The organism is Pseudoalteromonas sp. 2CM39R, assembly GCF_023161845.1.
Map to the genome: position 1 here is coordinate 581,317 of NZ_JALNTM010000001.1, position 14,514 is coordinate 595,830.

A 14,514-nucleotide genomic window follows, 5' to 3' on the forward strand; every position below is an offset into this window, starting at 1 on the left:
TTGGGTTCGCTTTCTTAATGTTTGAATGATCAGGCATTAAACTAGGACTTTTGCGTAATATGTTCGCTATGTTCTTCATGAAAGCTATCAGTTCCAGTTCGCCAATATGAAGTAATTCGTGTGGCTGTTTTTGGGTGTGATTTGGCTTTATGCACATGATCTTTAAGCCATGTCATAAGTTTGTGCTCACCTGCTGCCCATACCAAACCATTGCCTTGAGGTAAGTCAAAATTTACTATTTGATGTTTGAACTCTTCATCATTTGCTGACACATGCACGGTAACAAAAGCATTGCACTTCATTAATTGACTGAGCATTTTGATATCTAGTAAGAAAACATCAACATGGCTGTTGGTTGATAATGTTTCTAAACGTCTATTTATAGCAGGAAGAGCTGTCGCATCACCAATCAGAATTTGCCAAGGTAAATCATTACTAATCTCAACAGAAAGCCTTGGTCCCGCAATGATGAGCTCCTCGCCACATTTGACGTTTTCAGCCCAGCGACTAGCTTGGCCGTCTTGATGCATAACAAAATCTATAGTTAGTCTGCCTGTTTCTGAATCATAGAAACGGGGAGTATAATTACGCCTTACCGTTTCTTCATTCTCATTTGTAAAAATGATTTTTACATGGTCATCAAAGCTTGGGCTTTGGAATGATTTTAAAGATTCGCCTTCTAGTGTTAACCGCATAAAGTTATCATTGATTCGTTCGCTATTAATCACCTTTACATCACGGAACTCCACAGGTAAAAGAGTTTTTTTAAACATGCTTTCTTTGTTATTCACTCAAATGTCCTCGCAACGTAGTATGGGTGTATTGTCGGCGGAAGTATCCCCGTTCAGCGAGTAATGGTAGTAATTTCTCACAGACTAATTTCAGGCTCTCCTCACTTCCCCCAGGAAGCGCAATAAACCCGTCAATTGCATCTTTTTCAAACCATTCAATTATTTCATCGGCAGCTTGTTCAACTGTGCCAACTATCTGCCAATGTGCTGAAGCGGATACTTCTGGTCGCTTTCGTAGTTCAGCTAGAGTCAGTGTTTCACGTTTGACTAATCGACGTAATAACTCACTGTGAGTTCGACTACGAACGTGATCTGGGAGTGGCCCAATTAATGATGCACAAATTTCTGTTTCTTCAGTTAATTGGGTGATATCAATCCCCAAAGAGTCACAGATAAATTGATTTTTACGATTAATATCTAGGCTTGATTGACTTTCTAGATAGAGCGCTTTTGCTTGTTCTTCACTTGCTGCCAAGTACAGGCTCAATCCTGGTAGTACTTTTACTTTATTTGGATTTCGTTGATATTTTTGCATACGAGCTCTTACGTCATCACGATAAGACTTAGCCGAATCTATGTCAGGGCAAGCAGCAAAGATGCCGTCAGCTATTTGCGCTGCAAAATCACGTCCTTCTTCTGATGCCCCAGCCTGAAATAGCGGAACTTCGCCACTATCGTGCATGGGCACACTTAAAGGTCCTTTTACTGAAAAATAATCTCCTCTTACATCAGGTGTAGTAATGAGTTCACTTGTCACAAATTTACCTTCATTACGGTCGATTGTGAGGGCTTCATGAGGAAAACTACGCCATAATTTTTTTACTGCCATGGCAAACTCTTTTGCTTTGGCATAGCGAATTCCTACATCTGGCATATGAGGTAAACCAAAGTTCTGATGACCATCCAGTGCTGTTACGATGTTCCATGCTGCTCGACCATGGCTAATATGGTGTAATGATTGAAGCTGTCTGGCGATAATGTATGGTTCGTTAAATGTGGTTGATGCTGTAGTCAATAAACCAATGTGAGAGGTGTGTGGTGCTATTGCAGCCATAAGCAAGGTTGGTTCAAGTGCACAAAAACCAACCGAATGAGACAGAGCTTTTGGATCAACGAATAAAGAGTCAGGTCGAAATAAAAAATCAACGTGCGCTTTTTCTGCTAGCTTTGCAATATTTATATAGTAAGTAGGGTTTAGAATGTCCTCTACGTGGCTATCATTTCTTCGCCATGCGTTACCTGAAAACCAAGTAACGGCTAAAGACAAACCAACACATAATTGCCGATCATTCAAAATGGATGTCCTCTATATTTTCAAACTCAGGAATAATTAATGGGGTATTTCTTATTGGATCAGTTATCACGGAGCAACTTAAATTAAATAACTCTGCAATATTCTCGGGAGTTATTACTTGTTTTGGCGTGCCAGTTGCGACTATTTTTCCGTCTTTCATTGCGATGATATGATCAGCATATCGAGCAGCCTGATTTAAATCATGAAGTACGAGGATACAAGTACGCTTATGGGTTTTATTGATCCAACGACATAAGTTCAGAACTTCATGTTGGTGACCAATATCAAGGTAAGTTGTTGGCTCATCGAGTAAAATGATCGGTGTTTGTTGAGCTAATACAAGTGCAATCCATGCTCTTTGTTGTTGTCCACCTGACAAGCTTTCAAGAGGTTGTTCCGCTAGGTTAGTCAGTTGAGTCCACTGTAGCGCTTGTTTTAGTGCCAGTTCATCTGCTTCACGCCACTGCTGTAAAAAGCTCTGGTGAACGTAACGCCCCCTGGCAACAAGCTCTCGCACGGTTATACCTGAAGGTACATTGTTTTTTTGTGGTAAAAACCCAAGTGTGCTTGCAAATTCCTTACGGCTATATTCATGAACTGGTTTAGTATTTAAAAACACCTCGCCCTGGCTAGGCTGAGCTACATTAGCGAGGGTTTTTAAAAGTGTTGATTTTCCACAACCATTTGGACCAATAATGACACTAATTTTGTTTTCAGCAAACGACAGCGATAAACCTTCAATCACTGCATGGTATTGTTGATAGCAAAGAGTTAAATCTTTAACTTCTAAAGCTATATTAAAGTTATTTTGATGCATAATGTTTTCTCATTGGGCCAGCTAATAACCACAACAGATAAAGAGCTCCAAGTGCCGCTGTCATTCGGCCAACTGGAAAATGGGAGTCAAGCGATAATGCTTGTAACAGAGTATCTGCACTGAGTAACAAAGCGCTCCCCATTAATGCAGAGCCTGCTAAGCTGAAGCCGCTTTTACTCATTAATTTAAGAGCTAATTGAGGAGCGATAAGCGCAATAAAGGCAATTGGACCAACGGCTGCTGTGGCGAGTGCTACCAGTAGAACTGCACACAGTAAACTAATTAGGCGTGTATTTATTACATTTATACCAAGTGAAGAAGCAATCATATCCCCCATTTCGATAGTAGAGATAGCTCGTTGTAAATACGCTAATATAGGTAAAATGAACATCACTGGTAGTGCTGCATAAACAACATGGTGCCATGTCCGCCCATCTAGAGAACCAGCCATCCAAAGTGTTGCGAGCATTGCTTTGTCGAGTTCGCCTTTAACTAACATTAAACCATTAAAGGCTGTGGCTACTGCTCCAATGCCAATCCCAATAAGAATTAAACGGAAGCTATCGTTGGCAAATCTTCTTAATGCGAGAATATATAAAAGAAATGCTGTTATTACGCCGCCAATAATCGCACTTGAAGCAATTAAAAATGCTGATTGACCAATAAACATTAAACTAAAAATAACACCTGAAGCAGAGCCAGCACTTAAACCTAATACATCAGGTGAGCCCAGAGGGTTACGCAAAATTGTTTGAAAAACACCACCGCTTACACCAAGTGAGGCACCAGCAAATAATGCTGTTAATACTCTAGGCAAACGTACATCAACTAAAATCATTTGTTTAATGTCTGCGACTGGTTGCAAAAGGAAAAATGCAGATAGATCAGTTAGCGATAACATTTTACTCCCCGCAACAAGAGCATAAACAAGCAAGGTCACGGTAAAAATTGAGAGGGAAAAAATCACAATTACACTGCGCGTTGAAAGCTGAAAACTACATAACTGAGTTCGAATACTCATTCGCTTCATGATTGAAGCTCCCCAATATGCCGTTTCTGAGCCAAATAAATGAAGCAAGGGCCACCAATCAGTGCCATGATAATTCCTGCGCTGACTTCGGCAGGAGAGAAAATAATTCTTCCTATTACATCAGCTAACACTAAAATAGTGGCGCCAATTAAACTCGCCAGTATTATTAACTTCCAATGGTCTTGTGTTGAAAAAGCTCTAACTATATGCGGTACCATCAGCCCTACGAAGGCAATTGGTCCGACTGCAGCCGTTGCTGAGCCTGCTAATAAGGTAATAATTAGTAGCGTCATTAGCCAAACATACTCTGTTTTAACGCCTACAGCTTTGGCAAGCTCTCCTCCTAAACACAATGCATCAAGAGCTCGGCTTAACAGTAAAGAGAAAACAATCGAAAATACGCTGAGTACAGTTAAAGGCCATAATACGTGAAGGCTACGTCCAGCCACTGAGCCGACACTCCAATGACGAAACTGATCAAATACTTGTTCATTACTATTTAAAATAATTAATTGAGTAAGTGCTAAAAATACAGCACTAAAAGCCACACCCGCTAAGATAATTCGAAGTGGCGAATAATTGCGCCCTAATGTGCCCAGCCAAGTAACGAGAACAACACTAAATAAAGCGCCACTAAAACCAGCCGCCATATGCCAGTGAATTGAACTGACTCCTGTAATTGCTATAAACAGCACGATTAATAAACTGGCGCCGGCATTGATACCGAGAACGCCAGCATCAGCCATTGGATTTCGTGTCAGTGACTGCATTAAAAGCCCTGCAACAGCAAGAGCAGCTCCACTCAATGCTGCAATTAGGGTGCGCGGGACACGTAAATGATAAACCAATAAATGATCACTATTTTGAGGATCAAATTGTGTAAAAGCCGTATAAGTATTCGTTAAACTGATGTCTTTGCTGCCCAACGCAAAGCCAGCAATAATGCCAGTCAACAAAATACAAATAGCAATAATAACAAGACTAAGAAAGCTATTTTTCATTGCTGAAGTAACGCTCAATATTGGTCAGAATTTCGTTTGCACTGTAATAGTCGATCCGAAATGAATTGGCGCCTAAGCCGTATACTTGCCTTGACTTAACTGAGTTTAGGTTTGCTAATACAGGGTCATTCATAAACCTATTTGCAGTGGGTTGCTCAGCACGAATTAAAAAGGTGATTGGACTTTTTAAAAGTACTAAGTGTTCTAATTCAGCGCGCACAAAATCGTTACTTTTCTGTAACCCTGAATGCCAACTTTGTTTTGGCTCTTCAATTTCAAAACCCAGTGATCTAATTAGTCGTGCATGGGTGCCAGTTGCGGTCACGATAGGATTGGGTAAACCTGCGCCATTATAGCTAACAACATTAGCTGTTCCAGCAGGGGGAGTGATGTGACTTTTAACGTCACGTATACGTTTTTCAAACGAATCAATAAGTAATTGTGATTGTTTTTCATAACCAATCGCATGAGCAAGTTCAACGGCTAAGGATTGCCAATCTTTGTCACCGTAATTTACAACCATAACAGGGGCAATAGATTTTAGCAGTTGTATATGTGCCAATGCCGAATCTGCACCATTTTCAGAAATAATAATTAAATCTGGCTGAACAGCATAGGCTGCTTCAATATCTATTGTGCCAGCAGGCCAAACATTAATTAGGTTACGCTGTTCAGCAGCCGTTTGCCATTGTGAAAAAAAGCCACCTGTTACGGTTGCTGCACTTGCAACGACAGGAGCATCCAATGCTAACAAAGTACCTGTTACCGTTACGGATGTAGATAAAATGCGTTTTGGGGCTTTGTATAATGTGACTGTTGAACCATCTGGATTATTAATCTTACGAGGCCACTGCTTTGCATCAACTTGCGTTACAAAAATTACGCATAATATTGAGCAACAATTAATAAACCGCTTAAACATCATAATTAAATCCAACCAAACAAAAGATATGGTAACACTACACTCAAATAGTAATAGTTATCATTATTATCACTTGGAAGGGATAAAAAAGCTTTATAGAAAAACGCAATTTATTTGTTAATAACGGCAATCTATCTGGTTGAGTTGGATCTTACTTGTGAAGGAGTGCAGCGATAAAAGCGCTTAAAGGCACTGGTAAAACTAGCAGGGCTATCATAACCGAAGTCGCCAGCAATAGATGTAATGCTTTTATCAGAAGATTGGATCATTAAATAGGCTTGGGTAAGTTTAACCTTTTGAATAAATTCAAATACAGTAAGTCCCTGCGACTGCTTAAATTGTCTTTGTAATGTTGAAACAGTCATATTCATCCGTTTAGCGAGTTCTTCTATACGATACTTTTCTCGAACATTGCTGCGGATGTAATCACATAAACTAGAAAACTTGTGCGCTTTTGTCCTTGTTTGCACAGTATCATCAGAAGGAAAAATTGGTTGTTTATGAAAGTGGTTTACTGCTTCAATAATTAAGTTTAAAGCACAGGCTTCCAGTTCTAAAGTATGTGCTTGCCTATTCATTGAAGAAATGAATAGCATTTGTCTTGCAACCTCAGATAGTTGTTTACTTGCTTTCCAGCCTAGCATATATAAATGGGGAAGTTGGTTAATGACGGCATACTGCTTAAATGCTTCATTCATCCACTGTTCGCTGATACCAATACTAATCCTTTGGCAACAATTATCTTTAATTGATTTTCGCGAAAAGGACTCTTCATGATGCAGCGATACTAAAGCGATATTGATATTAAAATCTTCACCAAGAGAGAGCTGTTTATCGCCAATAGTGAGTAGTGATACACCTTTTAAAACAACAATGAGTCTAAACCGATCAGACATGGCGCCAAAATACTCTGCATCTTCAGTTTCGGTCACATCACCAAAGTGAAAATTGAGTCCTGTACGCAAATGCTTGTCTTCTTTAGGATGCTTTAAATTCCATTGCTGTTTTTTCACGATATTGAATTAGTTATAACTTTATGTGGCTAGCTTAGTGTTTTTCAGGCTCGCTCGCAACCGGCCTTGATAAGACATACCAAGCTGACAATAGCATGAACAAAGCGACTGCTGTTGTAAGCGGCCATGATGGTGACGCACCAAGATAAAATAATATGAAGCCTACTGCCATTCCCACACAGGCAATGCATTTAACTTTACGCGAAATCGCGCCATATTGTTGCCAGTTTCTTAATGTTGGTCCGTAATGACGATGATTTAAAAGCCAGGCTTCGAACCGCGATGAAGAGCGCCCAAAGCAATAAACAGCAACAATTAAAAAAACAGTAGTAGGCATCACGGGTAGGATCGCACCTATAATTCCAAGCCCTGTAAAAATTAAACCTGTGAGAAAGAATAGTGCCTTGAGTACTTTGGAACCTTCAGTCATTCCGTGTGCGTTTTTTATTTTGTTGCTGCTCATTTTTATTTTTGGCTTATGCAAATGTTTTATCGACTAGCTCACGAACAAACGAAAATGCTTGTTGAGCAGCAATAAGAGCATTTTTTCTTTGTATATCATCAAGCTCTATTTTATTGATTGAATTAGAAAACTGTTGCCATGCTGCACCGCGGCCTTGTTCGGCAGGTGCTAAATGTCTAGCTCCAAATGTCTCCGATAAATCAATACGTTTGGCGGCTTTTAATAAATATTCTGCACCAAGGTTTGATCCTTCAACTACATACAACCACGCTAAGCCTTGTTCAAATGAGAATGTGCGCTTATCAGAGTATTGCTTAAGAATTTCATCGGCCTGCTGCTTAAATGATAAATCGCATAAATCATCGTACACAGCATCTAAGCGCTGCATACCTGCAAGCCCTGTAATGCAATCTTGAAACCTTTTATCATGATATAAAGGGGCGACCGTAATATGAAATGCTAGCTGTATTTGTAAAAACAATGCATAGCGTTCAATGCTTGAAAAAGGCCTTTTAGTCATAATCGCTTTATCTAAACCATCATGAATAGAAGTTGTTTCTGCTTTCAGCTGGGCTGTTAAAGTGCTTTCTTTAATTGTTTCCATATCCAATGAAGACATGATTAACTCCGCGTTTCTAATATTTAATTTATAAAAAATTCAACAGGTAAGGTGAGCGTTAATGTAGTACCTGTTATTTCGTCTGGGGGTAAGGGTAATGGTTCTGCGCGTTTGACCAGAGCTAGTACCTCTTTATCAAGGGATGACACACCGCTTGCTCTAAATAAAGAGACTGCAATTACTTGGCCTTCTCGATCCATTGTAAATTTGACCCAAGGCACGCCCTGCTGACGTTTCAGTTTTGCCATTCGAGGATAGCGTTTACGTCTTTCAAGGTGAGCTGATAATTGCATTTGCCAGCGCTGCTTAGCCTCAGCTTGTTGCTTGCTAAATGCATTACTAACTGGGCCTGTACGTTGTTCTGCTGGAGCTGCATCAATTGATTTTGGTGCTGTAGTCTGTGCAACTTCTCTGTCGTTCTGAGAAGTTTGTTCTGTCTGTTCAACTTTCTCTTTAACAGGCTTAGTGTCATCAACAGCTGTTTCTTGCACTTTTTCGACTTTAGCTACTTTGGTTTTTTTAGTTACTTTAGGCTTTGTAATTTTAATCTCAGACTGCTTGGCTATAAGCTCTGGTTGCTCGAGTTTAGGCTGTTCTTTAGGTTTGGGTTTAGGCTTACTTTCAGCAGAGGATTGACTCGCCATCTGCTGTTCAGGCCCCTCTGGTAGCGCATTTTTTGGCACTTTAGGTGCGGCTACCATACTAATGACGACGGCATCAGGCATTGCGGCATGTGTCGTTTGTGTTATAGCAACTGCAGGACTCATAATAAAGTAAGCTGCAACCAACAGATGAACAACTAATACTGTTGAAACACAGAGTAACTGTAATTTACGATAGCCTGTTCTAAGCGTTGGCTGACCAGCTATTATGCTCATTACTGCTGACTCGCTTGTGTTTTTTCTAGCCCAACTAATGCAATGTTCTTATAGCCCGCTTTAGAAAGAATATTCAGCAAATCAACAAAGTCCCCGTAATCTACACTGCGATCAGCGCGGATTAAAATTGCTTGCTCATGAGTGATTTTTTGCTGCAATAACGCTTCAACTAATTCGGTTTTCGCGACAGACTGCTTTTCACCAATAACCAAAGACAAATCTTTTTGTAATGTAAGGTAAGTTGGTTTTTGTTCAGAGGCTTTCGTTTCAGAATCAATACTGGGTAGTTCAACAGGCACACTAACTGTTGCTAATGGTGCGGCAACCATAAAAATTATCAGTAAAACCAACATAACATCAATAAACGGTGTGACATTAATGTCATGTTGTTCAACTAGTTCTTCATCATCTTGTTGTAAGTTAAAAGACACGGCTTTATTTCCCTGCAGCTTTGATTTGCTTATAGTCAATTAACTGCTCTAGTGGTTTTGCTTGAGTATCTTTTGCTGATAAATCACGGCTAAGGATTGTCATTATGACAGTCACTGTGTCTAATAATTGCGATTTATAGGCTGTTATAGAGCGTGAAAAATAGTTGTACATCACAACTGCGGGTATTGCTGCAACTAAACCTAGGGCCGTTGCAAGTAATGCTTCAGCTATGCCTGGCGCGACAACAGCAAGATTGGTTGTTTGTGTTTTGGCGATGCTTATAAAGCTATTCATAATCCCCCAAACAGTACCAAACAAACCAACAAATGGAGCAACAGAACCAATGGTTGCTAAAACCCCTGTTCCTTTGTTCATATCTGCAGATAGCTCGGCTTTTACCCTATCTAAGCGAGCTGCAACACGCTCTTTTAATGCATCACTTGTCGTTGCGTTTTTACTACTTAAGATAAGCTCATGTAGGCAAGCTTGAATTAATAGTTTTGCTGTACTTGGCTCTTGAGTTAAACCTTGTTCTGCCATTTTTAAGTTATGACTATTTAATAGTTTGACTAATAAAGCCCTGCCTTCACGTTTACTTTTATTAAGATAAATAAGCTTCGCGATAAAAATACCCCAACACACAATAGAAGCTAGTAGTAGGCCAATCATAACGGTTTTAACAATCACATCGGCCGCTAAATACATACCCCAAGGCGACAAATCATGGCTAACAAAAGCTGCGCTGTCGGCTAATTGTGGGCTATCTAATTTAGTTACTTGGCTTACTATTTCATTTGCAGGGTCTTGCTCAGATGAATAACTATGCCCGGAAAAAAAGCCAAAAAGAGCCACAAAAAGCACTACTCCAAATTTCATTAAATCTACTCCAGCCAACTGACAAAAATGGCGAAAAAAATAAACGTCATATTAAATAAGACGCACCAAAATCATTTTCCCGTAATAAAAATTGAATTTTTTGTCTACGGCGGGCATTTGCTTGAAGCGATTTGTTGTAATTCTCTGATTGAATGGAGAGCTTTGAAAAGAGACTAGCCAAAAGTAGTCATTATCATATTTTAAACAACAAACTTGCCTTGAATAAATAACAATGGTACGGTAATGATAATTGTTATCATTTACAGTTGTTGGTAGGGAACCGCAGTGCTTAATTACACCAGTATGGATCTATTTGTTCGCGACAATCAATTTTGGCTATTAAGGTTTTTACAGAAGAAACTTAACCTTCATTGCCATCATGATGCACAAGACCTTTCACAAGACACGTTTATTCGAGCTCTGACTTCGTCAATTGATTTATTTGAAGTGAAAGAACCTCGAGCTTACCTTGCTACAATTGCAAACCGTTTAATTATCGATAAAGCAAGGCGCAAACGAATTGAGCAAGCCTACCTTGAAGCTCAGTTAGAGTCTTCACAAGAATATGCCCCTTCGTGTGAAGAAATGCATGAAATGATCCAAAAACTAGAGGCGTTATCGCGCTTGCTTGAAGGGTTAGCTGATAAACCAAGGCGCGCATTCTTAATGGCAAGGTTAGATGGTTTGAAGTATCAAGAAATTGCTCAGGAACTGAGTATATCGGTGAGTATGGTGCAAAAATATATTGCCCAAACATTGCTTCATTGCCACAGCCAATTACTCAACTAAGCCATAATGTCCGTACAGTACCCAGACTACAAATTCAAGCTTAAACAGGCCGCAAATTGGTGTGTTTTACTCAATTCTGACAACTTCACCGATGCCGATATTCAAGCACATAATCAGTGGCTCAAAGCCGACCCTGAAAATCAAAAAGCTTACTCAGAATTGCAAGCACTGTGGTGCGAATTTGACAGCACTGATAACAGCCATTTTGATTCGCAAATCCTCAATAGGGTACTAGATAAAGATAAGCCTAAGTCTAATCATTTTGCTAAATCGGTCGTTTTATCGGCTCTTTTTGTTGGGCTTGGATTCATGGCCAATCATGTAGGTCTAACAGGAGTTAGTTCTGATTATTACACTCTAAAAGGAGAGCAAAAAACTGTTGAGCTTAAAGATGGCTCCATAATGACTCTCAACGCGCAAACCCAAGTGGATATAGAGTTTAGTTCTAAGCAACGATTAATTAAGTTGAATCAGGGAGAAATACATTTAGTGGCAAAAACTAATTCAAGTTGGCCATTAGTGGTGGAAACAGATAAAGCAACGGCAACAGCCTTAGGGACACAATTTTCTGTTAAACGCCGCGAGCAAGATACCTTTGTCGTTGTAAGTGAATCAAAAGTAGAACTGTGCTATTTACCTGTTCAAAAATGCGTCGTAGGTAAGGAAGGTCAAGCGATGTCAGTGGCTAAAAGTCACCTCATTGGGCCAACAGCTGCTAACCCTGATATAGAATTAGCGTGGTTAAATAATAGGTTAGTTGCTAATAATATGAGTTTAGCTAGGTTATTAAGTTTGCTTGAGCCTCATTATCAAGGGGTCTTTATTTACAATCAATCCGCACTTGAACATATCCGAGTTTCAGGTGTTTATCCAACAGACAATATTGCTATGGCGCTACAGATGATAGCGTCAGAACCCGCGGTGACCCATACCTCTGTCGCCAATTATTTCGAGTATATCTCATTGAAATAAAATAAATTATAAAATTAATTTCAATATTTAATAAATTTTATTACTACTTTTTGATTTTGCTGCGTCCTATTAATAGCTCTAAAAAATAATGAGAACTATTTATGTTACAAGGCCGCTTATCGCGTTTCATTTTTACAGTCTTGCTATGCCTGCAATTTACATTTTCTGCAAAGGTGTTAGCGGATCAAGCCCACCAACTTGATATACCGCAAGGTAGTTTGGCTGAGGCACTTAATACATTTGCCCTCCAAACAGGCATCTTGCTGCAGTTTGATCCTAAGCAAGTTGGCGATCTGCAATCTACTGGTCTAAAAGGTGAATTCGAACTTGATACGGGGTTCCAACAGCTTCTCTTGGGGACTGGCTTGTATGCAGAGAAAACGGCTAATGGAAGTTATGTTATACGTGCACTCTTGGCCCAATCAAATGGTGAGATTTTACTCGATACCTTAGAGGTTCAGGCTACATCTAATAAGCGTATAGAAATTTATCAATCAGCCTCTTCAAATACTCAACTTGATCAAGCTCAGCTCCAACGCATTGCCCCACGTGATACATCAGATATTTTCTATAACGTTTCAGGTGTTACCACTTCCCAAACTCGGCAGGAGCCTGGGGTTGCAGTAAATGTTCGTGGTTTACAAGACTTTGGTCGAGTTAATGTGATGATTGACGGAGCTAGGCAGAACTTCAAACGAAGTGGTCATGGTGCCAATGGGATGGTTTATTTAGATCCTCAATTACTGTCGAGTGTCGAAATTGCAAAGGGACCAGTAGGCGAAAGTGGTGGTGCTGGTGCGATTGCTGGTGTTGTAAATTTTAAAACGCTTGAATTTGATGATTTGGCGGCTCCAGGTAAAGATCATGGTACTAAGCTAGCCATTTCATCTGGCAACAATGCCTATCATATGCAGGGCTTATTAGCGTCTACTGTGCGTGTGGGAAAAGACCTAGAACTTGTTGCTGCGGTAGGGCATAAGAATGTTGGCCGTTTTAAGCCAGGCCAACATGGCGGTAATGCTGATTCTAGTAGTTACTTTAGTGCAATGAGTAACTTTACCGAGCAAGATAACTGGTCGTCATTGCTCAAAGCTGATTACACAATAAATAAAGAGCAGTCAGTAAAACTTAGCTATGTCGGTTTTTATGGCAACTTTGAAGAAGGCTCAGCGACATCAGTAGATGCAGAGCCCGAAAGTAGCAGTGCACTCAATAACGATACGATTAAATTAGATTACACATGGGCTGCAAACTCAAATTACCTCAATCTTAATGCCAGTGTTTATTACAACCGCACTCAAATGCGTCAGCATGTTTATGAAATGGGAGAAAGCAGCAATCCCTACGGCGAATTTAAATTGCAATATGAAACCAACACCCTAGGGATGGTTGTTGATAATCTTGCCTTTTTTAGCCTCAAGCATGATTGGTTAACACAACATGAGTCATTGTTATTACTTACTTTAGGCGGCGAATATTTTAAAGATTGGACAGAGCCTCAAGCAATACAGCAAACGCCAGGAACTGGCGACCCATCTTGGTTTACAGGTGCAACCCCTGAAGGTGATCGCTCTCTTGGCAGTGCTTATATTCAAGCTGAATGGCAATACGGCGAGCATTTTTCTTTTGAGTCAGGTTTGCGCTATGAGCAATTTTCACTGCAAGGAGGTGGAGAAATATACTCTGGTTACATTCTTAACCCTCCCGGAGTTTCGCCTAGTCGCACTTTGATCTATACCGACTTTGACGTTGACCGGCATGAAAATTACCTTTCACCAAATATGCGTTTAGCCTATCGCTTTAACGATAAAATACAAGGCTACTTAAGTTCAGCTCAGGCAGTCAGGCCGCCTGAAATCACAGAGACCTTATTATTTGGTGCTCATGTTGGTAACTCTTTCCCTTTTTACCCAAACCCTGGACTTGAAGCTGAAGAAGCTTGGAATAATGAAATTGGTCTTAATTTTGAGTTGCTTGGTATAGCCAAAGGCCACGATTTATTCATTAAAACAGCATGGTTCGAAAATACCATCGATAACTTTATTGTCCAAGGTCGCGTGATGAGACCTACTTCTATTGATGACAATGGAATGACGCTGAGTTATGTCAATTTACAAGATGAGATCCGTTTTGATGGCCTTGAACTGCAAGCTGATTATGAATCAAAAAGGCTATTTGCTGAGCTTAATTACACCAAAATGAATGTTGACCTTGGCAAGGGAGGCTATGATCCATTTCCTCTAGGCAGCCAAGTAGGTTATCCAGAAACAAGTATGGGTCAAGCTGGATCGGGAAGCTTGAACTATATCCCTCCACCAAAACACAGTGGTGCATTGACCCTAGGCTTAAAGTTATTTGAAGACACTTTAAAGTTAGGCGCTCGAATGCGTTACGAAGATAACGACGGTCGTGGTGGCAGCGCTTATGAAGACGTTGTTGACTGGCAAGTTTATGACTTTTGGTTGGAATATCAATTCACATCACAGTTTAAATTACGTATGTCGGTCGACAACCTGACCGATCTCAATTATGCCGAAGCAAATGGTACTTCATATTGGATTGCGCCTGGGCGCACCGCCACTGCTCAATTAACCGCAAAATTTTAATTAATAAAGGA

The 14,514-nt window shown here is 40.1% G+C and carries 15 protein-coding genes; 3 read left to right on the forward strand and 12 right to left on the reverse strand.

The genetic code is table 11. From position 1 onward, the window contains the following. Positions 1-41 precede the first annotated feature (41 nt). The 12 genes from MTF66_RS02625 to exbB all read right to left on the reverse strand — a co-directional run bounded on the left by MTF66_RS02625 (position 42) and on the right by exbB (position 10,136). Positions 42-791, reverse strand: coding sequence for a siderophore-interacting protein (locus MTF66_RS02625; RefSeq protein ID WP_248526269.1), 750 nt, complete (start codon positions 789-791; stop codon positions 42-44). Next, on the reverse strand, positions 784-2,085 hold the full coding sequence (locus MTF66_RS02630; protein ID WP_248526270.1) for an NtaA/DmoA family FMN-dependent monooxygenase: 1,302 nt from the start codon (positions 2,083-2,085) through the stop codon (positions 784-786). The genes MTF66_RS02625 and MTF66_RS02630 overlap by 8 nt, the downstream gene beginning before the upstream one ends. After that, a complete protein-coding gene (locus MTF66_RS02635) occupies positions 2,078-2,902 on the reverse strand; it encodes an ABC transporter ATP-binding protein (protein WP_248526271.1) in 825 nt (274 codons plus the stop codon). Before MTF66_RS02635 ends, MTF66_RS02630 begins: the two co-directional genes overlap by 8 nt. Next, a complete protein-coding gene (locus MTF66_RS02640; RefSeq protein ID WP_248526272.1) occupies positions 2,889-3,932 on the reverse strand; it encodes an iron chelate uptake ABC transporter family permease subunit in 1,044 nt (347 codons plus the stop codon). The genes MTF66_RS02635 and MTF66_RS02640 overlap by 14 nt, the downstream gene beginning before the upstream one ends. Continuing rightward, positions 3,929-4,933: an iron ABC transporter permease gene (locus MTF66_RS02645; RefSeq protein WP_248526273.1), complete on the reverse strand. Its 1,005-nt coding sequence runs from the start codon at positions 4,931-4,933 to the stop codon at positions 3,929-3,931. The genes MTF66_RS02640 and MTF66_RS02645 overlap by 4 nt, the downstream gene beginning before the upstream one ends. Next, a complete protein-coding gene (gene fepB, locus MTF66_RS02650; RefSeq protein WP_248526274.1) occupies positions 4,923-5,858 on the reverse strand; it encodes a Fe2+-enterobactin ABC transporter substrate-binding protein in 936 nt (311 codons plus the stop codon). The genes MTF66_RS02645 and fepB overlap by 11 nt, the downstream gene beginning before the upstream one ends. Before the next feature lie 128 nt (positions 5,859-5,986). Then, positions 5,987-6,868 carry an AraC family transcriptional regulator gene (locus MTF66_RS38565; RefSeq protein ID WP_248526275.1) on the reverse strand — a complete coding sequence of 294 codons (882 nt, stop codon included), beginning with the start codon at positions 6,866-6,868 and terminating at the stop codon, positions 5,987-5,989. A gap of 34 nt (positions 6,869-6,902) precedes the next feature. Further along, positions 6,903-7,298, reverse strand: a complete 396-nt coding sequence (locus tag MTF66_RS02660; RefSeq protein WP_248526276.1) for a YbaN family protein — start codon at positions 7,296-7,298, stop codon at positions 6,903-6,905. 46 nt (positions 7,299-7,344) lie between these two features. After that, complete coding sequence (locus tag MTF66_RS02665; protein ID WP_248526277.1) at positions 7,345-7,950, reverse strand: biliverdin-producing heme oxygenase; 606 nt, start codon at positions 7,948-7,950, stop codon at positions 7,345-7,347. A 23-nt stretch (positions 7,951-7,973) separates the two neighbouring features. Then, positions 7,974-8,828 (reverse strand): energy transducer TonB, encoded by an 855-nt coding sequence (locus MTF66_RS02670; RefSeq protein ID WP_248526278.1) that lies wholly within the window; start codon positions 8,826-8,828, stop codon positions 7,974-7,976. Beyond that, entirely contained in the window at positions 8,828-9,259 is a 432-nt protein-coding gene (locus MTF66_RS02675; protein ID WP_248526279.1) for a biopolymer transporter ExbD, read from the reverse strand. The genes MTF66_RS02670 and MTF66_RS02675 overlap by 1 nt, the downstream gene beginning before the upstream one ends. A 4-nt stretch (positions 9,260-9,263) precedes the next feature. Next, positions 9,264-10,136, reverse strand: a complete 873-nt coding sequence (exbB, locus tag MTF66_RS02680) for a tonB-system energizer ExbB (protein ID WP_248526280.1) — start codon at positions 10,134-10,136, stop codon at positions 9,264-9,266. Positions 10,137-10,421: 285 nt separating this feature from the next. Between exbB and MTF66_RS02685 the strand changes: the two genes are divergently transcribed. The 3 genes from MTF66_RS02685 (at position 10,422) to MTF66_RS02695 (ending at position 14,503) form a co-directional block, all read left to right on the forward strand. After that, positions 10,422-10,925, forward strand: coding sequence for a sigma-70 family RNA polymerase sigma factor (locus MTF66_RS02685; protein ID WP_248526281.1), 504 nt, complete (start codon positions 10,422-10,424; stop codon positions 10,923-10,925). Positions 10,926-10,931: 6 nt separating this feature from the next. Further along, a complete protein-coding gene (locus MTF66_RS02690) occupies positions 10,932-11,897 on the forward strand; it encodes a FecR domain-containing protein (protein ID WP_248526282.1) in 966 nt (321 codons plus the stop codon). 101 nt (positions 11,898-11,998) lie between these two features. Further along, on the forward strand, positions 11,999-14,503 hold the full coding sequence (locus MTF66_RS02695; protein WP_248526283.1) for a TonB-dependent receptor: 2,505 nt from the start codon (positions 11,999-12,001) through the stop codon (positions 14,501-14,503). The last annotated feature ends 11 nt before the right edge of the window (positions 14,504-14,514 follow it).

Excerpts from the sequence above, each read along its gene's own strand:
- MTF66_RS02635 (WP_248526271.1), bottom strand. The coding sequence starts at position 2,902 with ATGCATCAAAATAACTTTAATATAGCTTTAGAAGTTAAAGATTTAACT.
- MTF66_RS02640 (WP_248526272.1), bottom strand. The coding sequence starts at position 3,932 with ATGAAGCGAATGAGTATTCGAACTCAGTTATGTAGTTTTCAGCTTTCA.
- MTF66_RS02645 (WP_248526273.1), bottom strand. The coding sequence starts at position 4,933 with ATGAAAAATAGCTTTCTTAGTCTTGTTATTATTGCTATTTGTATTTTG.
- fepB (WP_248526274.1), bottom strand. The coding sequence starts at position 5,858 with ATGATGTTTAAGCGGTTTATTAATTGTTGCTCAATATTATGCGTAATT.
- MTF66_RS02660 (WP_248526276.1), bottom strand. The coding sequence starts at position 7,298 with ATGACTGAAGGTTCCAAAGTACTCAAGGCACTATTCTTTCTCACAGGT.
- MTF66_RS02665 (WP_248526277.1), bottom strand. The coding sequence starts at position 7,950 with ATGTCTTCATTGGATATGGAAACAATTAAAGAAAGCACTTTAACAGCC.
- MTF66_RS02670 (WP_248526278.1), bottom strand. The coding sequence starts at position 8,828 with ATGAGCATAATAGCTGGTCAGCCAACGCTTAGAACAGGCTATCGTAAA.
- exbB (WP_248526280.1), bottom strand. The coding sequence starts at position 10,136 with ATGAAATTTGGAGTAGTGCTTTTTGTGGCTCTTTTTGGCTTTTTTTCC.
- MTF66_RS02690 (WP_248526282.1), top strand. The coding sequence starts at position 10,932 with ATGTCCGTACAGTACCCAGACTACAAATTCAAGCTTAAACAGGCCGCA.
- MTF66_RS02695 (WP_248526283.1), top strand. The coding sequence starts at position 11,999 with ATGTTACAAGGCCGCTTATCGCGTTTCATTTTTACAGTCTTGCTATGC.